This window comes from Nocardioides sp. QY071, from assembly GCF_029961765.1.
In the GTDB taxonomy this organism is placed as follows: Bacteria; Actinomycetota; Actinomycetes; order Propionibacteriales; family Nocardioidaceae; genus Nocardioides.
Genome location: NZ_CP124681.1, coordinates 5,076,130 through 5,100,960 on the forward strand (window position 1 = coordinate 5,076,130; position 24,831 = coordinate 5,100,960).

A 24,831-nucleotide genomic window follows, 5' to 3' on the forward strand; every position below is an offset into this window, starting at 1 on the left:
CCGGGTGTCTTCCCGGGACCGATGAAACGACGAAAGGAGCCCCCTGATGGGCGTGGATCGCTTGTTGTTTGGGCCGCCCCAGGAGCCGACGGTGAGCGTCGAGCGCGTGCCGACGGGCCGTACGTGTCCGGCGTGCGGCTCGCACGACGTGGCGCGGTACCCCGTGGCCAACTACCTGGGCCCCCGCATGGTGGTCAAGTGCCAGGACTGCTTCGAGCACTTGGAGGTGACGCTGCCGACCGCTGACGACCACTGGCCGCCGTGGGCATCCGCGACCTCAGACTGGCCAGCCTCGCGCAACGGCTAGACCCGCTGGCGCCGGAGCAGCTCTGCTCCGGCGCCGGCCTCGGCCGTGCCTCTGCAGGACAGCAAGGACTCGACACAGGAACGGAGGCCCTCATGGGGTGCTTGGACGGCAGGACGGTCATCATCACTGGCGGCGCTCGGGGCATGGGAGCCGCGGGGGCTCGCCTCGTCGCCGCCGAAGGCGGGACGGTCGTCATCGGCGACGTGCTCGTCGAGGAAGCGCAGGCACTCGCGGACGAGATCGAACAGGGCGGCGGCCGTGCGGTCGCCGTCGAGCTCGACGTCACGCGCGAGCCGGAGTGGGAGCGCATCACAGCCGTGGCGGCGGACCTCGGTGGCGTGGACGCGCTCGTGAACAACGCGGGCGTCAGCCAGCGGGTCGGCATCCTCGACACCGAGCGCGAGGGGTGGGACCGGGTCTTGGCCATCAACCTCACCGGGTGCATGCTCGGGATCCGCGCGGTGGCACCCGGTATGCGCGAGCGCGGTCGGGGCTCGATCGTCAACGTCTCGTCGATCGCGGGCCTGGTCGCCTACTCTTCAGCTGCGTACTCGGCCAGCAAGTGGGGCCTGCGCGGCCTGACGAAGGTCGCCGCGCTCGAGCTCGGCCCCCATGGCATCCGGGCGAACTCCATCCACCCGGGCATCGTCGAGACGCCGCTGATCGACGACGTCACCCCCGTGGTGCGCACGTCGTTCGCCTCCGTCACCCCTCTGAAGCGCACTGGACAGGCCAGCGAGGTCGCCGCCCTGGTGGCCTTCTTGTGCTCGGACGCCTCTTCCTACATCAACGGTGCCGAGATTGCCGTTGATGGCGGGTTCTCCGCAGGCGGCGCCTTCCAGGGCGTCATCAACGAAATCACGTGGCGCGCGCAGCCGTCCGAGTGATCCGTCATTCGATCGACGTCGTCAGGCGTCGGGCATGTCCTGTGACGGCGAGCATGTAAGTCGATAGCAGGCCTGACCCCTGTCATTCTCATGACGCGTCCTGCGAGACCGTCGGCCTGCTGGCCGGAGCAGTCCTCGGCCGCGAGCTCCACTTTGGGCCGGTCCCGACCTGTCGCGAGTGAGCCCGAGCCGGTTGGCTCGGGCTCGTCGAAGGCGAGGGTCTGGGTCCAGGTCAGCAGGTCGGCGGTCAGTACGACGACCGCCATCCAGATCCGGCGCTGCACGAGTGGGGTCTTGCCCCTCGCCAAGCCAGGAATCCGCCACACAGGCACTCGTGCGCTGGGCGGCGGTCCCCCGACGGCATGAAATCCCGATGCTAGTCCGGCCAGCGCAGCGGGCTGCGGAGCGTCGCCGGCTGGTTCTGAGCAATGAACCGACGGCCGACGTCGAGGTGACGGTGCATCGAGTTCGCCGCGCCCTCGGCATCGCCGGCTTCGAGGAGGTCGATGATCTTGGTGTGCGCACGAACCACGTCCTCGAGCTCCGCGCGCTCGTAGTGGACGCCGCTCGACGCACCATCGGCGATGAACTTCACCGCGTCGACGATCATGCTGATCACGCGGCTGTCACCAGCCTCAGCCACAGCCGAGTGAAAGCGCTGGTTCTGCGCCCAGAACTGCCCCGGGTCGTCGTAGCTGCGCTTCATGACCTCCACGGAGTCGCGCAGCTCCGCGATCTCCTCCGGAGTGATCCGCTCCGCTGCCAGCCGCGCCATCATCGGCTCGAGCGCCAGCCTGGCGTCCGAGACGTCCTGGAGCGTGAGCTGCTGGAACTGCAACATGAGACCGAGGTGCTCCGCCAGCTCGCCCGAGCTCGGGCGTCGGACGGTGGGTCCACCGCCGGGACCGGTACGGATCACGACCAGACCCCAGACCTCGAGCAGCCGAAGTGCCTCCCTGAGCGTGGCTCGACTGACCTTCAGCTGGTTGAGCATCTCGCTCTCGTGCGGCAGGCGCGCTCCCTCTTCGATCTCACCCTCGACGATCGATGTCGCCAACTGGCGAGCCAGACGCTCGGAGGCCTTGACCATGCGCTGGCGGAAGGCGCTCATCTGCACTCGTGTCACTTGTACAACTATACGTAAAGTTATCCACCACGATGGCAGGACCTCGGGCCCTGCCGGCCGTGGCGGCGCGTGAGAGTCCAGCGAGCCAGGACGTCCTGCAGACACCCGGTCAGCGCGATCGGCTGGTCGAGCATGACGTGGTGACCGCTGTCCTCGATGATCAAGTCCTCGGCACCGCCGAGCCTGTCGCACAGCTCAGCCGCCTGGTCGGCGGAGAGGAGTCCGCGCTCCGCACGCACCAGGACGACGGGACCGATGTCATTGCCCCACAGCTCGTCGGGGAAGGTGTCGTGGCCCGTGACGGCGGGGTCGAAGCGCCATGTCCACCCGTCCGGGGTCAGGTGCACCGACCCCTCCGCGACATGACGTTCGACGTAGGGCACTCGCGCCGGGTCCGTCGGTCGGGCCTGGAAGCGCGCCGCCGCCAGCTCCCGACTGGGGTGGAAACGGCGGGGGTTCAGGACGGTCCGGCGAGCCTCCAGACCGCCTTCGGCCACCAGCCAGTCCGGAGGGTCGACCGCGATGGTTCCCGCCACGCGATCTCCATGACGGTAGGCCGTGACCAAGGCAGCGACGCTGCCCAGGCTGTGCCCGGCGACGGAGAACACGTCGCCCTCGGCTTCGGCCGTCCCGACCGCTTCGATCTCGTCTGCCCAGGAGAGGAGGTCGTAACGTGAGCGCGCGTCGCTCGAGCCATGGCCCGTGAGGTCGAGGGCGACCACGCGGTGCCGCGGCGTCAGCGCCGGCGCCACGTGGTCCCACCACCCTGCATGGGCCGCTCCTCCGTGAACGAGCACGACGACCGGCGCACCTCGAGGCCCCCACGCCCGGTACGCCACGCGGGCGCCGTGCACCTCGACCGCGTGGTCCTGACCACCGTCCTGAAGCGCGGCGACGAACCACGACGGGGGCGGGTCAGCCCCTGGCAGCGAGCACGACATCGGCGATCGCGGAGCGCAGTTCGGCGTGCGTGCCGCCCAGCAGCTCCAAGGACTTGGCCCGCTTGAAGTGGAGGTGTGCGGAGTGCTCCCACGTGAACCCGATACCACCGTGGAGCTGGATCATGTCCGCCGCGGTCCGGAAGTACGACTTCGTGGCATACACCTTGAGCACGGAGGCGAGCAGGGCGAGATCCTCGCCGCCCTCGACCAGCACCCTGCCGGCATGCCGGACACCGGCTCGCGCACCGTCGAGGCGCACCTGCATCTCGGCACAGCGGTGCTTGACGGCTTGGAACGAACCGATCGGCTTGGCGAACTGGTGGCGCGTCTTCGCGTACTCGACCGTGTCATGAATCGCACGAGCTGCGCCGCCGACGGCCTCGGCAGCGAGGGCCAGGGCCAGCGTGGGCTGCAGGGATGCGAGGATCTCCGGTGCCTGCCCGTCCCGCCCGATCAGCTGGGCCGGCGCACTGTCCAGCACCAGGGTCGCCATCCGTCGCGTCGGATCCAGCGTCTCTGCGGCCCTGCGCTCGACACCTGAGCCGTCCAGGAGGAACAGCGACCGGCCGGCGGGGGTCGAGGCCTCAACGATGAGGTGGTCAGCGTCAGCTCCGTCGATCACGCGGAGCGCCTCATCGCTGACGACCCAGCTGTCGCCCGTCGACGTCGCCTCCGGCGCGGGCGCGGTGTGCCGGTCACGACCGACGTCGATGGTCGCCAACGCAGCAGTCTTCTCGCCGCTGGCAATGCCCGGGAGGAGCTGCTCGGCGATCGCACGGTCACCACTGAGCACGATCGCGTTCGCCGCCAGCACGACGGTGCTGAAGTAGGGGCCCGCGTACAGGGCGCGACCGAGCTCCTCGGCAACAAGGAGAGCCTCCGCGGGCGCGCCGCCCGATCCGCCGTACTGCTCGGGGATGTTGAGCCCCGCGACGCCGAGCTCTCCGGCGAGGCGGCGCCACGTCGCGCGGTCGGGTGCCGCCGCCTGCAGGTCCGCACGGACCTCTTCGTCCGTCCAGTTCGTGTCGAGGAACTTGCGCAGGCTGCGCTGGTAGGAGCGCTGGTCGTCGTCGAGCAAGGGGTCCATGGAAACTGCCTTCTGTGGGTGCGTCGTCACTTGGGGAGGCCGAGCAGCTTCTCGCCGATGATCGACTTCTGGATCTCGGTCGTGCCGGCGTAGATGGTTCCGGAGCGGGAGACCAACGCCGTGGTGATCCACGAGGCGCTCGAGTTGGGCGCACCCATGTCGTCGGTCTGGAACATGGTGGTGTTGGTGGGACGCCGCCCCTCGGCCACGAGGCTCTCTCGACCGAGCACGTCGAGGGAGAGCTCGGTGACCTTGGTGTGGTACTCGCTCCAGAACAGCTTGCTGATCGCCGCGTCGGGACCAGGCGCGTGACCCGCGAGGAAGCGGGCGAGGGAGTCGCGGCCCAGGAAGCGCATGATCTCGTTGTCGATGTAGGCGTCCGCAAGCAGGTCGCGCATGACGGGCTCGTCCGCTGCGCCGTTCTCCCTCGCCAGGTCGAAGAGCCGCTCGAGCTCGACGCGGAACATGATCGGCAGCGTTGCCGCCGACTCACCACGCTCAAAACCGAGAAGCGTCATGGCCACAGGCCAGCCCTCGTCAACCCCGCCCACGACGTTCGCCTTGGGGCAGCGTGCATCGGTGAAGTACACCTCGTTGAAGTCGCTCTCGCCGGCGATGTTCTTGATCGGCCGGACCTCGACACCTTCTTGGTCCATGGGCACGAGAAGCATCGAGATGCCGCGGTGCGCGGGGGCATCCGGATTGGTGCGGACGAGCACGAAGATCCAGTTGGCGAGGTGGCCACCGGACGTCCAGATCTTCTGTCCGTTGATGACCCACTCGTCATGGTCGAGGACCGCACGAGTGGACAGGGAGGCGAGGTCGGAGCCCGAGCCCGGTTCGGAGTAGCCCTGACACCAGACATCCTCGCCGGAGAGGATGCGCGGGAGGAAGTGCTTCTTCTGCTCCTCGGTACCCCAGTGGAGCAACGTGTTCCCGATCATCACGATGCTGAAGATGTCGTTCATGATCCCGGTGGGCACACCGACCCGGGCGAACTCCTCGGCAAGCACGACGCGTTCTGCATCAGTGAGACCCGCGCCGCCGTACTCGACCGGCCACGACGTGGCCAGCAGTCCGTGCTCCGCCAGCGAGGCACGCCAGCGCTGAGCGAAGGCCTCGGCCTCGAGGTGACTGAGCTCGCCGACTCCGGCCCAGTCAGCCGGGAGCTCATTCTCCAGAAAGACCCGCACCCGGGCACGGAATCCGTCGACGTCCGGCGACGTCACTGCGGCAGCATTCATAGGAACTATGATACTAAACCTACGAAGACGCGTCCACCCTCATCGCGGAGAATCCCACCCGCGCAGCCGCGATTGACGCTTGCCGGTCTCTGCCCATCTGCCAACCGCCGCTGGGGCGGCTCTCAGGTCGTGGCGGGCTCCGGCTTGACCGCCAGGACGGGACAGGTGGCATCGAGCAGGATCCGCTGGGCCGTGCTGCCGAACACCAGCTTGCCGACCGGGGTACGTGCCCGCAGCCCGAGGACGACGAGGCGGGCGTCGCGCCGCTGGGCGACCTGGACGACGTTGTCGCTGGGGTCGCCGAGGTCACCGCTCTCGATCTCGACGCGGCCGCCGACCTCTGGCCACCGCGCGACGATCGCGTCGAGCTCGGGCAGTGCTTCCCCGCGAACCGCTGGGACGAGGATGATGACTTCCTGCGCGGGGGCAGACTCGGCGACGGCGGCTGCGACGGCGGCGTGGCCGGGAGGGGTGTCGGCGTAGGCGACGACGAGGGTCATCGGGATTCCTTTCGGGAGGGGCTGGGAAGAGGTGCTGGCCGGGACGTCACTGCAGGAGGCCGAGGGGCAGGTCGACCGGAAGCAACGACGGCAGGACGAGGAGCACCAGGCCCAGGACCAGGGTGTAGACGACCGCGGTCCGGGGGCGGACTCGGGCGGCGTACAGCAGGAACACGGGCGTGAAGACCAGCGTGGCCGCGAGGTAGCCGCCGACGGTGACCAGGACCAGGAATGCGGCCATGGCGGCGAAGGTCCGGGCCGCGATCACGAGGTCGTGGCTCTGGGCGACGGCGACGTCCGTCGGCGCCACGCGGGTCGCGAGCACGGTGCGGCCCGCGCCTGCACCCGCCCGGTGGTCGTCGGGTTCGTCGTCGGCCGACCTGGCGTCGCGCCACCGGCCACGGAGCTCCTGCCAGACCAGCGCGAGTGCCACGGCCAGGCCGCAGACCGCCACCAGCCGCGGCATCAGCCGCGCCTCCGCGGAGAAGCTGCCGCTGACCCAGAACGCGCCGGCGAACAGGGCGACGGCGACGAGGGCGACCGCGGCGGACCACCGCGTGCCGGCCATCGATCCCTCGAGCTCGTCGCCATCGGCGTCCTCGGCAGCGTGCTCGTCTCGATGGCCGTCGTCGACGGCACCCGAGGCGCCGCGCAGCCGCTTGACCAGCGCCCAGAGGGCCGGCACCACCAGCAGGGCGGCGAAGACCAGGACACCCGGGCGGGTCATCCAGCTCGTGCCGTCATACAGGTTGGCGGTGAGGTAGTAGTAGCGCTCCATCGGGATCGCGAGGACGAAGCCGATCAGGAAGGGGGCCCGCGGCATGCCGGTCGCCTTGAGGAAGAACCCGACCACTCCGAGCACGACCATGACCCAGAGGTCGCCGAGCTGGCCGCCCTCCTGGAACGCGCCGAGCAGCATGACCACGAGCAGCCCCGGCCCGAGGACGGCAAAGGGCACCTTGGTGAGCTTCGCGAGCGAGCCGGTCGCGAGGAAGCAGAGGAACGCGCCCGCGACCGAGGCGATGGCGAACGCCCAGACGATGAGGTACATCAGGTCGAGGTGGTCGGTCACGATCGCCGGACCGGGCTGGATGCCGTAGGTCAGCAGCATCCCGAGGAGCATCGCGGACGGTACGCCGCCGGGAATGCCGAACAGGAAGGTCGGGATTAGGTCACCGGCCTCGACGGAGTTGTTGGCGCTCTCCGGGCCGACGATGCCGCGCGGGTCGCCCTTGCCGAACTTGCGCTTGTCCTTGGCCGTGGCGACGGCTTGTCCGTAGGCGAGCCAGGTGCCCGCGGTCGCGCCCACGCCGGGGAGGACTCCAGCCCAGATGCCGATCAGGCCGCCGCGGATGACCTGGGTCCAATGGGTCAGCCACTCGCGGATGCCGGAACCCCAGCCGCCGGTGAGCTCGACGGGCTTCTCTGCGACGCGGCGCTGCCCGACGCGGCTCGCGATCTCGGCCAGGCCGAAGATGCCCAGGGCGACCGCGACGAGCGAGAAGCCGTCGCTGAGGAAGAGCGAGCCGAACGAGAAGCGCTCCTCTGCGGTCGTTGGCGACGTGCCGACGAGGCCGAGCAGGAGTCCGAGGAAGCCGGCGGTCAGGCCCTTGACGACATTGCCGCGCGAGAGCACGGCGGCGAGGGAGACACCGAGGATGGTGAGCATGAAGAGCTCGGGGCTGCCGAAGGAGAGCACGAGCGGTCGAGCCAGCGGGATCGCGAGCGTCAGGCCGATCGCACCGATCACGCCGCCGGCCATCGAGGACAGGAACGCCAGGGACAGCGCCCGTTTTGCCTGACCCTGCCGGGCCATGGCGTAGCCATCGAGCATCGTGACGCTGGCGGAGGCCGACCCGGGCGCCCCGAGGAGCACGGCAGCGACCGTGTCGGAGGTGTGGACGACGGCGAGCGCCCCGATGAGCATCGCGAGAGCCGGCTCGGGGTCCATGCCGAACGTGACCGGCAGGAGGATCGCCACCGCACCGGTGCCACCGAGACCGGGGATCAGGCCGATCACGAGGCCGGCCACCACACCGATGGCGAGCATGACGAGGAGCGAGGGGTCGGCGAGCGAGCCGAGGGCTGAGAAGGCTGCGTCGGTCATGGTGGTCAGTCCTGCTCGATCGTGATGTCGTAGTCGGTCGCGAGGAGCGCAAGGACGTCCTCGCGCACGCTGTCGTCGACCTGGTAGGCCTCGCCGATCCGCTCGGGGAGGTCCTCGGACGCGTCGATCGGGTAGCCGCCGAGGATCTCGGCCGCGGCCTTCTGGAACTCGGGGTCGCGACCCATCTCGTCAGCGGTCGAGCGGAGCAGCTCCACCGCCTCGTCGGGAGTGTCCTCGGGCACCCACAGCGCCTTCTGGTACGTGTACGTCAGCGCGAGGATCGCCCGGTAGGTCTCGAGCTTCCCGGGGTCGGGCTGCTCGTCGTACAGGTCCTCGTAGACCTCGACGACCGTCGGCAGGTCGGGGAAGTTCGGATCGCGGACGATCTCGCCGTCCTCGTCGACCTGGCCCAGGGAGAAGAGCGGCACCGCCACGCCGTCCTCGACCAGCGGCTCGACCGCCGGCCCGTACGACGACGTCGTCTGGTAGTCGATGTCGACCTCACCCCGCTGGAGGGCCAGGTTGACCGGACCGCGCCCCTCGAAGCCGAAGGTCGCCTTCACGTCGGCGGAGAGGAGGTCGAAGGCGAGCAGCGTCGTCAGGTCGAGGCTGGTCGCGGCGATGCCGCCGAAGACGAGCGGCGTGCCGCGGTCGACGAGGTCCTCCACCCCGTGGACGCCTGCACCGGTTCGGGCGTAGACCACGGCGCCCGTCCCGTTCGCGAGGATCGGGCGCAGCTCGTTGAAGTCGTAGCGCACCGCGGGCATGTCGAGCAGGTAGGGGACGACCGTCGACGCCGTGCTGACCAGCACCTCCGTGCCGTCCGGTTCGGCCGAGCTCATGAAGTGGTTGGTGCCGAGGATGCCCTCGCCGCCGTCGTCGTTCACCGGTGCGAGGCCGGGCGACCCGGGCACCGCGTGAGTGAGCTCGGTCGTCACGAAGCGCGCCCAGGTGTCGGTGCCGCCGCCCTCGGCGAGGGGGATCATCAGCTCGACGGTCTCACCGGCGTAGTCGCCGTCGGTCGTGGAGGCCGCCGGGTTGAGGAGGTTGCCGCCGACGACGGAGACACCCACCGCCAGGGCGGTGAAGCCGGCCACGACGGCCGCGGCCAGCCGTGGGCTGGGCGCCCGGCGCTCGGGCGCGTCCTGCGCGGGCCGGACGTCGCCGTCTGCGGTCGCGACCACGTCGCTCTCGTTGACGTGCTGGGTCATGGGTTCCTCCAGATCAAGCGAGCCTCGCACGGACCGGCCGTGTCAAGGGAGTGGACTGTCATGCCGAGACGGACGGGAGCAGCGGGGGGTCGGGCAGCACCACGGACCCGTGGGCCAGCCGGCGGTAGGTCCGCAGGACGCCGACGACGGGCACGCCGTCGTGCTCCTCGGCGAAGGTCGTCACACACCCGGCGGGCGTGCCGAGGCGAAGTCCCGCGGCAGGGCGGTCCTGGCGCACGAGGTCGTTCACGACCGTGCCGGGGACACCCGCGGCGAGGGTCAGCGCCACCGACCCGGTGACAGGAACAGCCGGGTGGAACCGGCCCATCGACAGCATGCGAACGGTAAGATCAGTCTCCTCGCCGTCCTGCGAACCGGGGCCCGAGACCAGCGCCAGCTTGGGTACGGCGCGGGCGACGGCCTCGGGGCTCGGCGCGAGCCCCATCAGTACGCCGGCTTCCCGTCGTACGACGTCGAGGCAGTCCAGCAGCCCGGGCACGCGGTCGAGGTCAGCGATGTCCTCGTCGCCGCGGACGCCGAAGTCGGCCGCCCGGGCAGCAACGACGGGGGCGCCGGCGTCGACGAGCGTCACGGTCACTCCCCCGACGCCCTCCGTGAGCACGTCGCGCGGCGAGCGGGTCGGGAACAGCCGGCCGGTGCTGCGCCCGGCCGGGTCGACGAACCCCATCCGCACCGGGGCACCCGGGAACGGCACGCCGGGGATCGTGTCCGAGGCGGCCTCGTCCAGGTGACCACCGGGCGTGGGCACGTGCTGCAGGATCAGCTGGTCGGTGTTGGTGTTGAGGACGCGCACAGCCGTCTGCGACGGTCCCGTCGACACCCAGCCCTCGCGGATCGCGAAGGACGCGACGACGGCGGAGCAATTGCCGCAATTGCTGCCCCAGTCGACCTTGGCCTCGTCGATGCCGACCTGGGCGAAGGTGTAATCGACGTCCACACCGGGCTGGGAGGACGGCGCGAGGATCACGGCCTTGCTCGTCGTCGACGTACCACCGCCGACGCCATCCACCTGACGATGGTCGGGACTGCCGTAGATCCGCAGCAGCACCTCGTCGACGGACAGGTCGGGGACCTGCAGGTCCTCGCGTCGGAAGACCCAGCACTTGCTGGTGCCTCCGCGCATCCACGTCGCCGCGATCTCTCGCATTCGCCCCTCCTGGGTCGGGCCGCCCGGACGCTCCGGACCCCCTCAGGTTGGGCTGCCGTGAGTTGTAGCACAATCGCCATTTGTCACAGGAGAGTGAAGTGATGCTTAAGCCACTACCGGCACGTGACACCCGTGGGCAGCGCGTCCGCGATTGAAGCAGCGCAGGAACACCCTTCATGGCTTTGTAGCGATGCTTCAGGCAGAATCGGCGTCATGCTCGACATCAGGCGCCTGCAGGTCCTGCTGGCGATCGTGGAGGAGGGCTCGGTGACGGGTGCCGCCGCAGCACTCGGCTACACGCCGTCCGCGATCTCGCAGCAGCTGCTCCGACTGGAGCGCGAGGTGGGCCAGCCACTGCTCGACCGCCACGCCCGCGGCATGACGCCGACCGACGCAGGCGTCGTGCTCGCGACCCACGCACGCAAGATCCTCCGGCACCTGGCGGCGGCCGAGGCCGACCTGGCCGAGGTCGCCGGGGTGCGACGCGGCAGTGTCACGCTGGGAACCTTCCCCACCGTCGGGAGCTCGTTCCTCCCCCTCGCCGTCCGCCGCTACCGCGAGCTCTACCCCAACATCTCCCTCACGATCAGCAGCGGGCGCGAGGACAACCTGGTGCGGATGCTCGAGGACGGCACTGTCGCCATGTCCCTGCTGTGGGACTACGAGTGGCAGCGCATCGACAACGACGAGCTGGTCCTGACTGAGCTCTTCACTGATCCCACGGTGCTCCTCGTCGGCGCGAACCACCGGCTCGCCCGCCGTCGTACTGTCCGGATGAGCGACCTGACCTCCGAGCCCTGGATCATCAGGGCCGGCGGCCATCCGGTCGTCGAGGTGCTGGACCGCAGCGCGGTCGCGGCGGGCTTCACGCCGACCATCGCGTTCCAGGCCAACGACTACCAGGAGGCGCAGGCCATGGTCAGCGTCGGCCTCGGCATCGCCCTCGCCCCCCGGACGGCCACGGTCAACCAGCACCCTGACGTGCGGGTCGTCTCGCTCGGCGACACCGCCCCCTCCCGGCGGGTCCTGGTCGCCCACCGTCAGGGACGGGTCCGAGGTGCGGCCGAGCTGGCCCTGCACGACGTGCTGGTCGAGACGGCGTTGACCTACACCTGAGAACCGGAACCTGCCCCGCGCGGACATGCCGAGGGAGCTCGCTCTGCATCGGGGGCCAGAAGCCCTCCATCATGGCGTTGTCCGGGCCGTCGCCCATGGTGACGAAGGACGGCGAGAGCTCGGCTGTCCGCACACGGCTGCCAACGGCCGACGGGAGTCAACTGGACCCCATGGTCGGCGTGGACCACGCCGACAGGTCCGAACTGCCGCTGTGCATGGCCAGGTCGAGAGCATTGACGACCCGTGTCGAACTCTGGCATGCGTCGCTGGACCAGTCCCACGGTACGCCGGCCAAAGGGATCCAGCACCGCGGCGTAGTGGACATTCCCCGCCCGCGTGGGTGTTCGGCGCTAGCGAGCGATCGTCTGCTGCCTCCGGCCGCCCAGCCCGGCATCAGTACTCAAGCAGACGACCTCCCGACCAACCGAACCATCGATCAATCGCCACGTGGACCGTGACGAGAGGACTCTCCCTGGCAGGGTAGTCCTTGCCGAGGAAGTGCCTCGAGAGTCGATCGATGTCGGCCAGGCCCTCATCGGGCTTGATCGATACGACATGCCCCTGGACTGATACATGCGTGCCGAAATCGTCCGCCGCCAGCACGGTCAGCGATACGTGTCCGTTGTTCTTCAGGTGCTTGAGCCGGGCACGATCGGAGTTCATGCACAGCATCAGAAGGCCGTCATCTTCGAGGAGGTACCACGTCGCTACCGACACGGGCCGGCCGTCGGACGTGACCGTCGCCATGACGGCCGGGTTCGGCTTTCGGACAATGGCTAGGGCAGCTTCCGGCAACGGGGCGTCAGACACAGCGTCATTGTGACAGGACCAGCGCCCCATGATGCAACAGGTTGGCGACCGGCGCCCGAACATGGCTTCGACCAGGCCGTCGATGCTGCGGGTTCTGACACCGTGGACGTAGGCCTCCGACACCACCGCGTACGACGCATGGTCGGTGCGTCGGCGGGGTTAGAGGATGACGGGCAGGAACGAGGCCTTGCGTCGTTTGGGATGCGTGGCTCGACGTCGCCCCTCTGTTCCGCGCCCTCGTGCCGGGCTCCTCACTGCCACGACGTTGTACGCGGAGGTCACCTCATCCCAGACGAGGTCGATGCAGGCGATTCATCGGTGCCGTCGCTCGGGCAAAGGAGCGGCTCGCGTTGCCAACAGCTCACAGCACATCGTCTCTCAGCGGCGCGGCACTCACCGCGACCTCCGCGCGGCGAGCTCGGCCCGCGATCGGACCCCGAGCTTCGCGTAGACCCGGGCGAGGTGGAACTGCACGGTTTTCACCGACAGGAACAGCTCGGCGGCGACCTCCTTGTTGCTGCGGCCCTGCGCGACCAACCCGGCGACGGCCTCTCCTGCGGGGCGAGGTCGTCGAGCTCGCGGTGCCCGCGGACCACCTTGACGCCGTCGGCGGCGAGCTCACGGTCGCAGCGGGCGGCGTCGAGGTCACCGCGCACGCCGTACCAGCGGCCGCGGGCGTAGGCGAGCCGGGCGGTCGCGGAGGCGTGGCCGTGCTCGCGCGCGACCTCTTCGTGGCAGGTCAGGAAGGCGTCCGCCTCGTCCTGCCGCCCCACCAGCACGAAGGCGTTCGCGTGCACGTCGGCCCACGGCCAGCAGCCGGGCTGCTCGACCCAGTCGCGCGCTCGGTCGGGGTCGTCGGCGGTGAACGCGCCCAAGCCCCGAGCTGCCGAGCACACCTCCGCCGTCAGGAAAGTCCAAGCAGGCCGATCGCGTTCTCCCTGAGAATCAGCGGTCGGGCCGCGTCGGGAATGTCGAGTGCCTCGAACTCCCGCAGCCAACGGTCGGGTGCAAGGACTGGGTAGTCCGACCCGAACAACACCTTGTTGCGAAGGATAGTTCCGGCCTGCCGGACAAGTTTCGGCGGCAAGTATTTCGGGGCCCACCCCGACAGGTCGATGAACACGTTCGCCTTGTGAGTCGCGATCGCCATGGACGAGTCGACCCACGGCACACCGGGATGCGCCAGGACGATAGGCAGGGCGGGGAACTCCGCAGCGACATCGTCGATCAGCATCGGGTCCGAGTATCGAAGCTTGATGCCACGGCCGCCCGGGAGCCCAGCACCGATTCCGGTCTGGCCGGTGTGGAATAGGGAAACTACCCCGAGCGCCTCCAACTCCGCCCACAGCGGGCGAAGCTTGGGATCGTTGGGACGGAACCCCTGGAGGCTCGGGTGAAATTTGAAGCCGCGCACCCCGTGCTGCTCGACCAGCCGTCGCGCCCGAGTCACTGAAGCAGCCCCTGAAAGCGGATCGACGGATCCGAACGGGATGAGGACGTCCGCGTGTTCCGATGCTCGCTCAGCAATCTCTTCGCTCGACAGCGCCGGGTGTTCGAGCGCGGTCGTCGCGTCGACCGTGAAGATCACCGCCGCCATGTTGCGCTCGCGATAGTGAGCCGCAAGCGCTTCTACGGTCGGCGACCGGTCCTGGTCCGCCCTGAAATAGGCGGCGGAAGCATCGAGCAGCTCCTGATCCAGCGAGAAATTCCCGTGCGCATCGGCTTCCACGTGCACATGCATGTCGACCGCCATGACGGAGCCGACGTCGATTCGGGACTCATACATTGTTGGGTCCTTTCAGGGAAGAGAAGGGAAGTCGCGCTTTCGCAGAATCAGCTCAACGAGCAGTTCATCACGCTGGGCAACGAGATCGCGCTGGTCGATGCCTTCCAGCTCCGCGTCAACCCCTGCAACGAGGGCGTCGGTGAGAGCAGGAGTGAGTCGGGGAGCGCCCAGGTCATCCATCCACACCTGGGCGGGCGGCCCAAGGTGGCGAAGCGTATGGGCCATACCCCCAGGCCCGCCGGACAGATGCTGTCCAGCGAGCGGACCCAGCAACGCCCAGCGAAGACCCGGCCCAGAACTGATTGCCGTGTCGATGTCACCAACCGTCGCGATGCCACGCTCGACCAGCGAATACGCTTCGCGCCACAGCGCTGCCTGAAGCCGGTTGGTGAGGTGGCCGGGCACCTCTCCTCGCACGAGCACAGGCCGCTTGCCCAGGGACTCATAGAACGAGAAGGCAGCTTTGACGAACTCCTTCGACGAGCGCTCCCCCGGCACCACCTCAACCAGCGGCACGAGTTGCGCCGGGTGAAACGGATGCCCGATCAGCACTCGCTCAGGGTGTGCCGAACACATCTGCTGGAGCGTGGTCGGCATCAGCCCCGAGGAACTGCTAGCGACAACGACCCCCTCGGGGGCCAACGCATCGACATCAGCCAGCAACTCGGCCTTGGCCTCCAGGTCCTCCGGCCCGGACTCCTGTACGAACGTCGCACCCTCGAGCGCCTGCTCAAGGGTCGCGCTCGTCGTAAGCCTCGATCGGTCAGCTCCCGCGGCCAGGCCAAGTCGCTCAAGGGCCGGCCACGCCGCTTCGACCCCGTCCCGCAGACGAACCTCGGCGCCATCAGCCGGGTCGAAGACGCGAACATCGTGACCGCGGGCAAGCAGCAGCGCCGCCCAGCCGATACCGATGGTGCCGGCCCCAATGACCGCTACTGGCCCTGACTTCATCTGTTCCTCACGATCGTGACGCCCATCCAGTTGACGAACACCAGCAGTGGTCTCAGGGACATTGGGAGCAGACTCATCGCAACCCCAACCATTGGCTCAACCCACGGGACGAAAAGCCCAAGGTCTCGGCGCTTCCTGGCCCACCGGAGTCGGAAAGATCGTCGATGGCGTGATCTGTGCGCATTCCGCTGCTCTTGCCCAATGGAGTGCGGATCGCACCGAGGACCGATGCCCTGCGACTGGTAGTCAACGTGAGTCCTTCGTAGATCTGGAAGTTCGTTCGTTAGCAGCGCGGACCTGGGCGAGAACCCGGACCTGGACCGTTCCGGGCGCGGCCTCAGGGCGCGTCGCTCCCGCCGCGTCGGGCAGGAAGCTGCTCCAACGCACGGCGGCATCGGAGCGACCGCCGAGTTCGTCGGCGCGTGATGGTCGCGCTCGTGCGCTGACGCGGTAGCGCAACCGATCAACACCATGCTCTCCGGCGCAGAGGGCCCTACGGCGTCTTGGACTCAGCTTGACCTGTGCCCGACGTTTCCCAGAACGTGCTCACACGCTCGGACTCCGCCGCTCCCTCCTCGTCGGCCACCAGCACGAATCGTTCCCGGCGGTGCGGCTTCGGCACTGCCGGGTTGGCGCTGTCGATCTCACGACCGAGGCGGTGACCGTCGAAGATGGCGTCTGCGAGCACGCGTGGCGCAACGCAATCACCAATCTGATAGACGCTCTCGATGCCCGCGTCCTCAAGCTGTTCCGGATCTGCGCTCAGCTGCAGATAAAGGTGATCGTCAGAGGTTCGCCGCGAGACGACGACCAGCGACTCAGCCCGGACGTCGATCGCAGGCTCGAACTCGGACTCGAGACTGGCCGAGCCGTCCGCGAAGCGGGTGATGGAACGCCCCGTCCATACGGAGACCCCAAGTTCGCGGAGTCGCGGCCGGATGATGCCCGCCTCCCCGGTGTAGTACGTCCGTGGGGCGAGGTCAGAACCCGGCGTCACGATGCTGACCGAGTAGCCCTCTGAAGCCAAGAGCTCCGCCAAGCCGACGCCGACATAGTATCCGTCGAGGTCGTAGACCATCACGTCACTGCCCTCTGGGCGAAGTCCCTCATCCATGATCTGCTCAGGCAGCAGCACCCGGGACGGGTCCAGATCGAGCTGCTCGAGGACCGGGTCGGGCGACCAGGTGGACCCGGTAGCCATCACCACGAGGTCCGCGCCGTAGTCCAAGATCCCTTCGAGATCAAGGGACCTGTTGAGCGCGACTGTCACTCCCTTGAGGCGCTGAAGTTGGCTCGCGCGCCACTCGACGACCCGCGACCAGGTCTGGAGGCCTGGGAGGTCCCTGACCCACCGCATGTGGCCGCCAAGCTCGTCGCGCGACTCGACGAGGTGCACGTTGTCGAACCCGCGCTTGGCCAGAACGATCGCGCACTCCATGCCTGCCGGTCCACCGCCGACGATCAGTGCGTTCCTGTTGTTGTTGTCGGCCTCGCCGAACACCTCCGGGTTCCAGCCCCGGCGGAACTCCTCACCCGCGGTCGCGTTCTGGGTGCAGTTCAGATGCGGCGCACCGAACTCGGCGGTCTTCGCGCACATGTTGCAGCCGATGCATTCGCGAATGTCGTCGTAACGGCCTTCGCGAATCTTCTGCGGCAGGAACGGGTCGGCAATCGAGGGGCGCGCACCCCCGATCAGGTCACACACGCCTGCCTTGATGAGGTCAACCATGACGTCGGGGTCGGTCAGCCTCCCCACACCGACAATTGGCTTGGTCGTGGCTTGACGAACCCATTCGCCGATGTGGCGCTGGAACCCTTGCGGGTAGCCGCGAGATGCACCGAGCTCGACAGCTGGATCACCGACCTCGATGTTGACGTCCCACAGATCGATGAGCGGGTCAGCCTGCGCGATGAGTTGCAGTCCTTCTTCGTTGGTCACTCCACGTTCGCGCATGCCCCCGATGCCCATACGGGTAGCGATGGCACAGTCCGAGCCCACTGCGTCGCGCACCCTCTCAAGAGTCTCAAGGTAAAAGCGTGCGCGGTTCTCGAACGATCCGCCGTACTGGTCTTGACGCTGGTTGACGTACGGCGACAGAAACTGCATCGGCAGATCCGTGGCCATCACATAGATGATGTCGAAGCCGGCGTCTCGCGCACGCTTGGCTGCGTCGACCCAGTCCGACTGGACCCGTTGAATGTCGCTCAAGCTCATGGCCTTGGGAACCAGTGTTGGGTCTCCGACAGGGATCGCGGAGGGCGCCACCGTCGGCCACCTGGTGTAGTTGCTCACCATGCTTCCGCCGAGGTGCGTCAGCTCGATGCCTGCCAGGGCTCCGTGCTCGTGCACGCTCTCGCACATCAGCTGCAGGCACCTGGCGTCCTCGTCGTCCCACATGTGCGACGACAGGGACGGCGAAGTGTCGGAGTCGTAGCTCACTGGAGAGAACTCGTTGCAGACAGCTCCCCAGCCGCCCTGTGCCTTCATGCCCCTGAACGCAGCCTGCGACCGCGGCTTCTCGACACCCATGCCCGCGGAGTGCGGGACCGCGTAGAAGCGATTGCGGATGGTCTTGGACCCGATCTGCACGGGATCGAACAAGATGTCGTGACGTGGATCGCGTTTGGTCATGTGCCCCTGCCGGTTGAGAGTTGAGGAGGCATGGTCGCGGCTTGGTCCGCGACCACGCCTGCTCGGGACCTACTTGGACGAGACCCAGGTGTCCATGAGACTCCACGTGTCGAGCGGCGTCACTCCGAACTTGTGCACTGAGTCGCTGACGGCGTAGACCGAGGTATCGAACAGGATCGGCAGCCATGCCAGGTTGTCGAGAGCTGACTGCTGGACCTTTGCGTACAGGTCCTTGCGCTCAGCTTCATCCCAGGTGCTGTTCGCCTGCTTCATCAAGTCGCCGAGCTCCGGGTTGTCGTACTTGAAGTACTTCGCGATGGCCGGGTTGGCCCAGTTGTCGTAGAACTCGGCCTCCGTCGGGACGTGACTCGCCATGCTTCCCGGACCGAACAGGATCGTCTGCCAGTTGCCGTCGATGTTTGCCTGGTACAACGCAGCCTGATCCAACGACCGAATCTCCAGAGTCACGCCGATCTCCTTCCAGGCCTGCTGCAAGATCTGGGCAGTCTGGTTGGAGACCGTGTCACCGGTGAGGGTGAGCATCTCCAAAGTGAAGCCGTTCGGGGTTGGGGAAGCCGCCATCAGTTCCTTGGCCTTCGCGAGGTCGGTCTTCACGGCAGGCACGGCGCTGTCCCAGTACCGCAGGGGCGGCACAGTGCTGTTCGGAATGGTCCCCTTCCCGGCGAACGCGACCTTCTTGATGGTCTCGAACGGGATCGCGTACAGGAGCGCTTGGCGAACCTCCTTGGGAGCCGTCGGCCCATCCGAGGCGATCCACGGTGCGAACACTGACGCAATCTTGGTTTCCTCGATCTTCACACCAGGGACGCCCTCGACACTCTTGATCTGTGGGTACGGGACGCTCTCGGCGACATCGATCTCGCCGGACCGGACAGCGAGCATCCGCGCGTTGTCGTTCGGAATCATGCGAATGACGACCTCGTCGACGTTCGGCTTCTGACCAGTCCAGTTCGGGTTCTGCTTGAACACCATGCGCTGACCGCGATCGAAGCGCTCGATGTTGAACGGCCCTGACCCAGCGTCGGTCGGAGCGTCACCGAACTTCTTCTCGCCGAGCTGCTTGAACACCTTCTCGCTGTAGATCGATGCACCCGTGAAAGTCAGCCAGTCGAGGAGATCTGGCTGCGGGCCGGCCTGGAGCTCGAGAACGACCGTGGTCGGGTCGGGCGCATTCACCTTCTTGATCTGGCGTTGGTAGGTGTAGCCGAAGTCGGGGTTCACCTTCAGATCCGTCAAACGCTCGAGGGAGAACTTGACGTCATCGGCGGTCACGGAGTCGCCGTTGGCGAACTTGAAGTCGCCGAGGTGGAACGTCAGCTGGGTCTTCGCTCCGTTGAACTCCCACGACGTCGCGAGCCCCGGAACGATCTCGTTCGACGTGGGCGAGGCCTCGACGAGGCGCTGGAAAGCCAGCAGCAGAGGACGCTCAGCGGGCGGAGCCGTCTCCGACTTGCCCGGGTCGAGCGACAGCGGCTCCGCGCTGGAGCCGATCGTCAGCGTGCCGCCCTTCTGAACCGGACCATCGGCCTCCGAGTTGCCGCGACCCTTCGCTCCACAAGCAGCAAGAGCAACCGCCAGCACGACGGCAAGAACAGCTCGTATCACTTGCCCTCCGGCCATGCGATTCGATTCACGGAATCTTCCCGCGAGGAGTGCAGATCTCATCGGTACACCTCCAGCTGAGCTCACGATCGAGCTGTCGCCCCTTGCGACATTGAGGCGAAAGTATCAGTCCACCTGATACAGTGCAAGGGTGGTCACCATCAATCGATTCGAGGAAGTTCCCTACGAGCGCGACCTGGGCGCGCCGGCTCCGTACCGAGGCGGCGTCCACCATTTCAGCGTCGGCGCGGACCTCACCCATGCGGTGGCGTTCGAGCTCGAACCTGGCCAGGCCGTGTGCCCGTACCACTACGAGTACGGCCACGAGCTGTGGGCGGTGGTCCTCGAAGGACAGGTCACCGTCCGCACTCCCGAAGGCTTCCAGGAGCTCGCCACCGGCGACGTCATGTTCGCTGCGCGAGGCACCGACGGTACTCATCAGCTCATCAACAAGTCGGAAGGCCGGGTCCGGATCCTGGGCTTCTCCAACTCCGGCCTGGGCGCCTCGTTCTACCCGGACTCCGAGAAGGTGGGCGTCTGGACTCCCTTCGAGGGAGAGGACTTCATCGGCGTTCGATCGACCGGAGTGGGCTACTTCCACGGCGAGGGCGACCTGCACCTCATGGCAGACGACTAGCAAGCCGCGCTGGCAAATCCATCCGGTTCAGGGCCCCGTCCGCTGCCAGAACGTCTGAACACGGACGGGCCTGATGCCTAGGCTGAGGATTCGTCGGCCCGCGATGAGGTGAGTAGACCTCCGCCAAGCCGTCGCACGCAGCTGATCAGGGCCTCGAGGACGATGTCGCGGTCTGCGGGCGCAACATCGGCCAGCATCTCCTTCTCAAGCTCCGCAACGTCGTTGTTGCAGTCCTCGAGGAGACGATGGCCCGCCTTCGTGACCTTGGTACGAAGGATTCTCCCGTTGTCGGGCTCGAGCGCCCGCTCGATCAGGCCCTTGCGTTCGAGCTCGGACACGACCTGCATCATCGACTGAGGCCGCACGAACGCGCGGCGCGCCAACTGGGCGTTGGACAGGCCACTCTGGATCTCGAGAACCGACAGTGCGGTGTACTGAGGAAGGGTGACCCCGTACTTGGCGACCTTCTCGCCCATCGCGCTCGCGAGCGCCTTGTCGAGACGGCCGACCACGTAGCTCAGGCTCGGCACGGGCTTGGCAACCAGCCGGCTCGATGTCCGCGGACTCACGATGCCGACCTTACCCGAGCAACGCTGCGTGGCTGCCGTAGTCCAGGTTCACAGGGCGAGGTTTCGGACATGGGACCTCCAGGCTTGGCTGTGGGGCTGGTCACGCAATCCACCGGTTCATCTATCCGCTATGCATAGCCGAGGCATCGTCGATGTCGGGCCGTAGCGGGAGGTTGCTGACCGCTGGGGGGACAGGCATTGGCAAAGCGGCCGGGTAGTGGCACTCAGCCGAATGAGTGCCACCGAGCTCGACGACCGGTGGCCGTTCAATGGAACAGAGCTCAGTCGCGGCGGGACATCGATCGCGGTACCTGCATCCGGTCGACTGCAGTTCCGCGACGCTTACATCGGGTCGACGTTCACGGGGCGCTTTCACGCTGGTTCGCTGATGGCGCCCGGGCTGCGCAGCCAGAAGCCCCACCGTGTACGGATGGGCCGGGTGCTTGAAGATCGTCTCGACAGGACCAACCTCCACGATCCGTCCGAGATACATGACTGCGACGCGGTCTGCAATGTGCGCGACGACCGGAAGCTGGTGGGAGATGAACAGGATCGAGATGCCCAGCTCAGCCCTCAGACCTTCGAGAAGGTTGAGGATCTGGGCTTGAACGGGCAGATCCAGGGCGCTCACGGCCTCGTCAGCGATGAGCAGGTCAGGCTTGACCGACAGGGCACGCGCGATCGCGATCCGCTGCCGCTGACCTCCGGACAACTCGCGGGGCAGCCTCGACGCCATGGAGGCGGGTAGGCCGACGCGCTCGAGTAGGTCCTTTGCATACGCCCCACGCGTGAGGCCTCCGAGCGTGCCGTGCACCACGGCGGGTTCGGTGATGGCACGCCCGATGGCCAGCTGTGGGTTCAGCGACCCGTACGGGTTCTGGAAGACCATCTGCATGCGGGGGCGGAGCTTTCGCAGTGCCGTGCGCCCCATCCCCAAGACGTCGTGGCCGTCGAACTCCACAGTGCCATCATCGGCGTCGGTGAGGCGCGTGACGATTCCGGCGAGTGTGCTCTTTCCGCTGCCCGACTCTCCTACCAGGGCGAGGGTCTCGTCGCGGCCGAGTTCGATCGATACGTGATCGAGGGCGAAGAACGTCGTCGCCTCCCGCAGGAGCTTCCGTCGCTCGGTGGGATAGGACTTCGTCAGATCCTCGACCTTGAGCAGTGCGGAGTCGTTCATCGAGCCGCCTCCTGACGCTGACGGATGAGACAGGCCGTGGAATGATCAGTTGCGACGGTCTCCAGACGCATGTCGAAACTGGTGCACTCGGGAGTGCGGTCCGGGCATCGCGGTTCGAAGTAGCAGCCGGCTGGGAGGGCCGTCAGCAGAGGCGGCTGGCCGCCCAATGTCTGAAGAACCCGGTCGCCTCGGCCGCGCGCTCCCGCCATCTCGGCGAGGGTTCGCACCAGGCCTTCGGTGTACGGGTGGCTCGGGCTGTCCAGAACGGCGTCGGCCTGGCCGCGCTCCACGACTCTGCCGGCGTACATGACTGCGACGTTGTTGCACACCTCGGCGATGACGCCGATGTCATGGGACACGATGAGCATGCCCATCTGCATTTCGTCGCGCAGGTCGGCGAGCAGCTCGAGGATCTGAGCCTGCACGGTCACATCCAGCGCTGTCGTGGGCTCGTCTGCAAGCAGCAGCTTCGGCCTCGACGCAACGGCCAACGCGATCATGATCCGCTGGCGCATGCCTCCGCTGAGCTCATGGGGGTACGCCTTGAGCCTCTCCCGCGCAGACCGGATGCCGACCCGTTCAAGCAGGTGGAGGGCTTCCTTCTCCGCATCCGCACGGTTCAGGCCACGCTTGCGGGTCAAGACCTCACGAATCTGGCGGCCAACCGACAACACAGGGTTCAGCGACGTCGTCGGGTCCTGCAAGATCATCGAGATCTCTTGGCCGCGGACCTTCTCCCAACCCTTCGGCGACAACTCAAGAAGCTCTCGACCGTTGAGCTTCACGCTCCCTGCGAGCACCTGCCCGGGGTACGGAACCAGACCAAGAAGGGCCCGAAGGGTGATGCTCTTCCCACATCCGCTCTCGCCGACCAGACCTAGCGTCTGTCCGGCCTCCACGGTCATCGAGACCCCTGATGCAGCAGGTACGACTGCGCCGCGCGCGGTAAGGAATCCGATCGAAAGGTCGTCGACCTCGAGAAGCGTCTCGGCCATCAGTCCTCCGCCAGAGATAGGTCACGGCCGGTGAAGTCAGCGATCGCGTCTCCGATCAGGCTGACGCCGACGCCGAGCAGTGCGACAAAGATGCCCGGAAGGATCGAGATCCACCAAGCAGTGAAGAGCTGGTTCTGACCGTCGGAAATGATGGCGCCCCACTCGGGAGTCGGAGGCTGAACGCCGAGGCCGAGGAATGACAGCGACGCGATGAGCAGCAGGTTGAGCACGAAGTCGATCACCGCGTAGCCGAGGCAGACGCGCCAGACGTTGGGGAGCGCGTGTCGGAACATCGACCGCCGGCGGGAGAAGCCCAGTACGTCGGTTGCGAGCATGAACTCCTGCTGACGCACGATCAGCATCTCCGCTCGGGCGAGACGTGCATATACGCCCCACCCGACTAGTGGAACGCCGATGATGATGCCGGTCAGGCCAGGGCCTGCAACCGCGATGATCACGATCACGACCACCAGGAACGGGAACGCGACCACGATGTCGATGGTTCGCGTTACCAGAGCGTCGAGCCAGCCACCGAAGAAGCCCGCAAGAGTCCCCAGCGTGAGTCCGAGCACGACCGACAAGGACGTCACCAGCAGGGCGATCGGCAAGTCAATCCGACCAGCGGCAAGGGTCCGACTCAGCACGTCGCGTCCCAAATCGTCGGTTCCCATCCAGTGCGAGAACGATGGCGCCTGCAGGACCGCGTCGTAGTTCTGCGCGATCGGCGACGGCAGCGGTAGGAGTGGCTGGATGCCGCACAGCACGAGGATCGACGCAGTGAGCACGATGCCCACCCACATGCTGACGCGTAGGAGGCGGCGCTCTCGCCGAGCAGCGCGCTGCGCCTTCCGGAGACGATCCTCAGCGACGCGTTCGACGAGCCCCTTCTTTCCGCCGCTCACAGCCGGATCCTCGGGTCGAGGAGACAGTACAAGAGGTCGGTGATCAGACTCGAAAGAAGCGTCACACCGGCGAACATGAGGATCAGGGCTTGGATCACGGTGTAGTCCCGGTTGTTCACAGAATCGACGAGCAGTCGGCCGAGGCCGGGGATCGAGAAGATGTTCTCGACCACGACAGTGAAGCTGAGGGCGCCTCCGATGGAGAGCCCGATGAGGGTAACTGTCGGCAGCAGCGAAACCCGAAGCGCATGCCGGTACAGCACCCGCTGGCCGGACAGACCGCGAGCCCGTGCCGCTTCGATGAAGTCCGTGGTCAGAGTGTTGATCAGCGCAGATCTCAGGGTCCGCACGAACAGCGGGGTGATCGCGAAGGCCACGGTCACCACAGGCAGGACGAGGCTCTGGAGGTGCCCCACGAAACCTTCGCCGTAGCCCTGGACCGGAAGAACTGCCAGGTTGACGCTGAACACAAGGACGAGGACGAGTCCCACCAGGAACGACGGCGTCGCGTAGCCGACGACGCCGAGGAAGCGAACCGTGTGGTCCCCGGCTCGATTGCGCTTGACAGCCGCGTACACGCCGAGAGGGACGGCGATGAGGACCGCCAGCATGATCGACAGCAGTACGATCGCCAAGCTGGGGACCAGAGCATCCAGCATCGTCGGCGCGACCGGATCCTTCGTGCGGAGCGACTCGCCGAAATCGAAGTGCAGTGCACCGCCCAGGAAGTGGGCGTACTGCTGCAGCATCGGCTGGTCAAGGCCCATCTGCGCCCTGACGGCTGCGACCTTCTCCGGCGTGGAGTTCAGAGGGCCGAGCACCTGCAGAGCCGGATCGCCCGGAACAAGACGCGGCACAAGGAAGGCGAGCACCGAGACGATGAACAGTGTGGCGAGGGCCTGCAGCAGGCGGCCTAGGAGATAGCGCACGGGCATGGTTGATAGCTCTCAGGATGACTCTCAACTCAGGATCGAGCCCGAGCACCCGGGGACCGCAGCCCGCGATGTGTCGTGCCGAGTTCCAGAGATGAATGCCATCCGCACCCTTTCGTG

At 67.2% G+C, this 24,831-nt stretch carries 23 protein-coding genes and 1 pseudogene; 3 read left to right on the forward strand and 21 right to left on the reverse strand.

Going from position 1 to position 24,831, the window contains the following annotated elements:
- Positions 1-261: 261 nt before the first annotated feature.
- Positions 262-1,194, forward strand: a complete 933-nt coding sequence (locus tag QI633_RS24425) for an SDR family NAD(P)-dependent oxidoreductase (RefSeq protein WP_282427355.1) — start codon at positions 262-264, stop codon at positions 1,192-1,194.
- A gap of 376 nt (positions 1,195-1,570) precedes the next feature.
- Here QI633_RS24425 and QI633_RS24430 read toward each other — a convergent pair whose 3' ends face one another.
- The 8 genes from QI633_RS24430 to QI633_RS24465 form a co-directional block, all read right to left on the reverse strand.
- Positions 1,571-2,305, reverse strand: a complete 735-nt coding sequence (locus QI633_RS24430) for a FadR/GntR family transcriptional regulator (RefSeq protein WP_282427356.1) — start codon at positions 2,303-2,305, stop codon at positions 1,571-1,573.
- 35 nt (positions 2,306-2,340) lie between these two features.
- The gene (locus QI633_RS24435; protein WP_282427357.1) at positions 2,341-3,261 is read right to left on the reverse strand and encodes an alpha/beta hydrolase; all 921 of its coding nucleotides are present in this window, start codon (positions 3,259-3,261) and stop codon (positions 2,341-2,343) included.
- Positions 3,236-4,348 carry an acyl-CoA dehydrogenase family protein gene (locus QI633_RS24440; RefSeq protein ID WP_282427358.1) on the reverse strand — a complete coding sequence of 371 codons (1,113 nt, stop codon included), beginning with the start codon at positions 4,346-4,348 and terminating at the stop codon, positions 3,236-3,238. The genes QI633_RS24435 and QI633_RS24440 overlap by 26 nt, the downstream gene beginning before the upstream one ends.
- 26 nt (positions 4,349-4,374) lie before the next feature.
- Entirely contained in the window at positions 4,375-5,592 is a 1,218-nt protein-coding gene (locus QI633_RS24445) for an acyl-CoA dehydrogenase family protein (protein ID WP_282427359.1), read from the reverse strand.
- 122 nt (positions 5,593-5,714) lie between these two features.
- Positions 5,715-6,092, reverse strand: a complete 378-nt coding sequence (locus QI633_RS24450) for a universal stress protein (RefSeq protein ID WP_282427360.1) — start codon at positions 6,090-6,092, stop codon at positions 5,715-5,717.
- Positions 6,093-6,138: 46 nt separating this feature from the next.
- Positions 6,139-8,199, reverse strand: coding sequence for a tripartite tricarboxylate transporter permease (locus tag QI633_RS24455; protein WP_282427361.1), 2,061 nt, complete (start codon positions 8,197-8,199; stop codon positions 6,139-6,141).
- 5 nt (positions 8,200-8,204) lie between these two features.
- A complete protein-coding gene (locus QI633_RS24460) occupies positions 8,205-9,410 on the reverse strand; it encodes a hypothetical protein (protein WP_282427362.1) in 1,206 nt (401 codons plus the stop codon).
- 58 nt (positions 9,411-9,468) lie between these two features.
- Positions 9,469-10,578 carry a PrpF domain-containing protein gene (locus QI633_RS24465; RefSeq protein ID WP_282427363.1) on the reverse strand — a complete coding sequence of 370 codons (1,110 nt, stop codon included), beginning with the start codon at positions 10,576-10,578 and terminating at the stop codon, positions 9,469-9,471.
- A 213-nt stretch (positions 10,579-10,791) separates the two neighbouring features.
- Between QI633_RS24465 and QI633_RS24470 the strand changes: the two genes are divergently transcribed.
- Positions 10,792-11,694, forward strand: a complete 903-nt coding sequence (locus QI633_RS24470; RefSeq protein WP_282427364.1) for a LysR family transcriptional regulator — start codon at positions 10,792-10,794, stop codon at positions 11,692-11,694.
- Between the two features lie 393 nt (positions 11,695-12,087).
- Here the strand turns inward: QI633_RS24470 and QI633_RS24475 are convergent, their stop codons facing one another.
- From QI633_RS24475 to QI633_RS24510, 8 genes and pseudogenes are all read right to left on the reverse strand, one after another.
- Positions 12,088-12,504 (reverse strand): pyridoxamine 5'-phosphate oxidase family protein, encoded by a 417-nt coding sequence (locus QI633_RS24475; RefSeq protein WP_282427365.1) that lies wholly within the window; start codon positions 12,502-12,504, stop codon positions 12,088-12,090.
- Positions 12,505-12,564: 60 nt separating this feature from the next.
- Positions 12,565-12,737: pseudogene (locus QI633_RS24480) on the reverse strand (transposase); the annotation flags it as partial.
- Between the two features lie 160 nt (positions 12,738-12,897).
- Positions 12,898-13,041 carry a LuxR C-terminal-related transcriptional regulator gene (locus QI633_RS24485; protein WP_282427366.1) on the reverse strand — a complete coding sequence of 48 codons (144 nt, stop codon included), beginning with the start codon at positions 13,039-13,041 and terminating at the stop codon, positions 12,898-12,900.
- Positions 12,984-13,379, reverse strand: coding sequence for a hypothetical protein (locus QI633_RS24490; RefSeq protein ID WP_282427367.1), 396 nt, complete (start codon positions 13,377-13,379; stop codon positions 12,984-12,986). Before QI633_RS24490 ends, QI633_RS24485 begins: the two co-directional genes overlap by 58 nt.
- Before the next feature lie 29 nt (positions 13,380-13,408).
- Complete coding sequence (locus QI633_RS24495) at positions 13,409-14,290, reverse strand: amidohydrolase family protein (RefSeq protein WP_282427368.1); 882 nt, start codon at positions 14,288-14,290, stop codon at positions 13,409-13,411.
- A gap of 12 nt (positions 14,291-14,302) precedes the next feature.
- On the reverse strand, positions 14,303-15,241 hold the full coding sequence (locus QI633_RS24500) for a 3-hydroxyacyl-CoA dehydrogenase NAD-binding domain-containing protein (protein WP_282427369.1): 939 nt from the start codon (positions 15,239-15,241) through the stop codon (positions 14,303-14,305).
- A 493-nt stretch (positions 15,242-15,734) separates the two neighbouring features.
- A complete protein-coding gene (locus QI633_RS24505; RefSeq protein WP_282427370.1) occupies positions 15,735-17,873 on the reverse strand; it encodes an FAD-dependent oxidoreductase in 2,139 nt (712 codons plus the stop codon).
- A 69-nt stretch (positions 17,874-17,942) separates the two neighbouring features.
- Positions 17,943-19,559 (reverse strand): ABC transporter substrate-binding protein, encoded by a 1,617-nt coding sequence (locus tag QI633_RS24510; protein ID WP_282427371.1) that lies wholly within the window; start codon positions 19,557-19,559, stop codon positions 17,943-17,945.
- An 88-nt stretch (positions 19,560-19,647) separates the two neighbouring features.
- Between QI633_RS24510 and QI633_RS24515 the strand changes: the two genes are divergently transcribed.
- Positions 19,648-20,133 carry a cupin domain-containing protein gene (locus QI633_RS24515; RefSeq protein ID WP_282427372.1) on the forward strand — a complete coding sequence of 162 codons (486 nt, stop codon included), beginning with the start codon at positions 19,648-19,650 and terminating at the stop codon, positions 20,131-20,133.
- 77 nt (positions 20,134-20,210) lie between these two features.
- Here QI633_RS24515 and QI633_RS24520 read toward each other — a convergent pair whose 3' ends face one another.
- The 5 genes from QI633_RS24520 to QI633_RS24540 form a co-directional block, all read right to left on the reverse strand.
- On the reverse strand, positions 20,211-20,702 hold the full coding sequence (locus QI633_RS24520; protein ID WP_282427373.1) for a MarR family transcriptional regulator: 492 nt from the start codon (positions 20,700-20,702) through the stop codon (positions 20,211-20,213).
- Positions 20,703-20,823: 121 nt separating this feature from the next.
- The gene (locus tag QI633_RS24525; protein ID WP_282427374.1) at positions 20,824-21,882 is read right to left on the reverse strand and encodes an ABC transporter ATP-binding protein; all 1,059 of its coding nucleotides are present in this window, start codon (positions 21,880-21,882) and stop codon (positions 20,824-20,826) included.
- Positions 21,879-22,877: an ABC transporter ATP-binding protein gene (locus tag QI633_RS24530; RefSeq protein WP_282427375.1), complete on the reverse strand. Its 999-nt coding sequence runs from the start codon at positions 22,875-22,877 to the stop codon at positions 21,879-21,881. Before QI633_RS24530 ends, QI633_RS24525 begins: the two co-directional genes overlap by 4 nt.
- Positions 22,877-23,779: an ABC transporter permease gene (locus tag QI633_RS24535; protein WP_282427376.1), complete on the reverse strand. Its 903-nt coding sequence runs from the start codon at positions 23,777-23,779 to the stop codon at positions 22,877-22,879. The genes QI633_RS24530 and QI633_RS24535 overlap by 1 nt, the downstream gene beginning before the upstream one ends.
- Positions 23,776-24,714 (reverse strand): ABC transporter permease, encoded by a 939-nt coding sequence (locus tag QI633_RS24540; RefSeq protein WP_282427377.1) that lies wholly within the window; start codon positions 24,712-24,714, stop codon positions 23,776-23,778. The genes QI633_RS24535 and QI633_RS24540 overlap by 4 nt, the downstream gene beginning before the upstream one ends.
- Positions 24,715-24,831 lie beyond the last annotated feature (117 nt).

What these genes read in the sequence shown, in the direction of transcription:
- QI633_RS24465 (WP_282427363.1), bottom strand. Translation starts at nt 10,578, where the DNA reads ATGCGAGAGATCGCGGCGACGTGGATGCGCGGAGGCACCAGCAAGTGC.
- QI633_RS24500 (WP_282427369.1), bottom strand. Translation starts at nt 15,241, where the DNA reads ATGAAGTCAGGGCCAGTAGCGGTCATTGGGGCCGGCACCATCGGTATC.
- QI633_RS24525 (WP_282427374.1), bottom strand. Translation starts at nt 21,882, where the DNA reads ATGAACGACTCCGCACTGCTCAAGGTCGAGGATCTGACGAAGTCCTAT.
- QI633_RS24440 (WP_282427358.1), bottom strand. Translation starts at nt 4,348, where the DNA reads ATGGACCCCTTGCTCGACGACGACCAGCGCTCCTACCAGCGCAGCCTG.
- QI633_RS24530 (WP_282427375.1), bottom strand. Translation starts at nt 22,877, where the DNA reads ATGGCCGAGACGCTTCTCGAGGTCGACGACCTTTCGATCGGATTCCTT.
- QI633_RS24430 (WP_282427356.1), bottom strand. Translation starts at nt 2,305, where the DNA reads ATGAGCGCCTTCCGCCAGCGCATGGTCAAGGCCTCCGAGCGTCTGGCT.
- QI633_RS24540 (WP_282427377.1), bottom strand. Translation starts at nt 24,714, where the DNA reads ATGCCCGTGCGCTATCTCCTAGGCCGCCTGCTGCAGGCCCTCGCCACA.
- QI633_RS24470 (WP_282427364.1), top strand. Translation starts at nt 10,792, where the DNA reads ATGCTCGACATCAGGCGCCTGCAGGTCCTGCTGGCGATCGTGGAGGAG.
- QI633_RS24450 (WP_282427360.1), bottom strand. Translation starts at nt 6,092, where the DNA reads ATGACCCTCGTCGTCGCCTACGCCGACACCCCTCCCGGCCACGCCGCC.
- QI633_RS24510 (WP_282427371.1), bottom strand. Translation starts at nt 19,559, where the DNA reads ATGAGATCTGCACTCCTCGCGGGAAGATTCCGTGAATCGAATCGCATG.
- QI633_RS24435 (WP_282427357.1), bottom strand. Translation starts at nt 3,261, where the DNA reads ATGTCGTGCTCGCTGCCAGGGGCTGACCCGCCCCCGTCGTGGTTCGTC.
- QI633_RS24505 (WP_282427370.1), bottom strand. Translation starts at nt 17,873, where the DNA reads ATGACCAAACGCGATCCACGTCACGACATCTTGTTCGATCCCGTGCAG.
- QI633_RS24455 (WP_282427361.1), bottom strand. Translation starts at nt 8,199, where the DNA reads ATGACCGACGCAGCCTTCTCAGCCCTCGGCTCGCTCGCCGACCCCTCG.
- QI633_RS24495 (WP_282427368.1), bottom strand. Translation starts at nt 14,290, where the DNA reads ATGTATGAGTCCCGAATCGACGTCGGCTCCGTCATGGCGGTCGACATG.
- QI633_RS24460 (WP_282427362.1), bottom strand. Translation starts at nt 9,410, where the DNA reads ATGACCCAGCACGTCAACGAGAGCGACGTGGTCGCGACCGCAGACGGC.
- QI633_RS24445 (WP_282427359.1), bottom strand. Translation starts at nt 5,592, where the DNA reads ATGAATGCTGCCGCAGTGACGTCGCCGGACGTCGACGGATTCCGTGCC.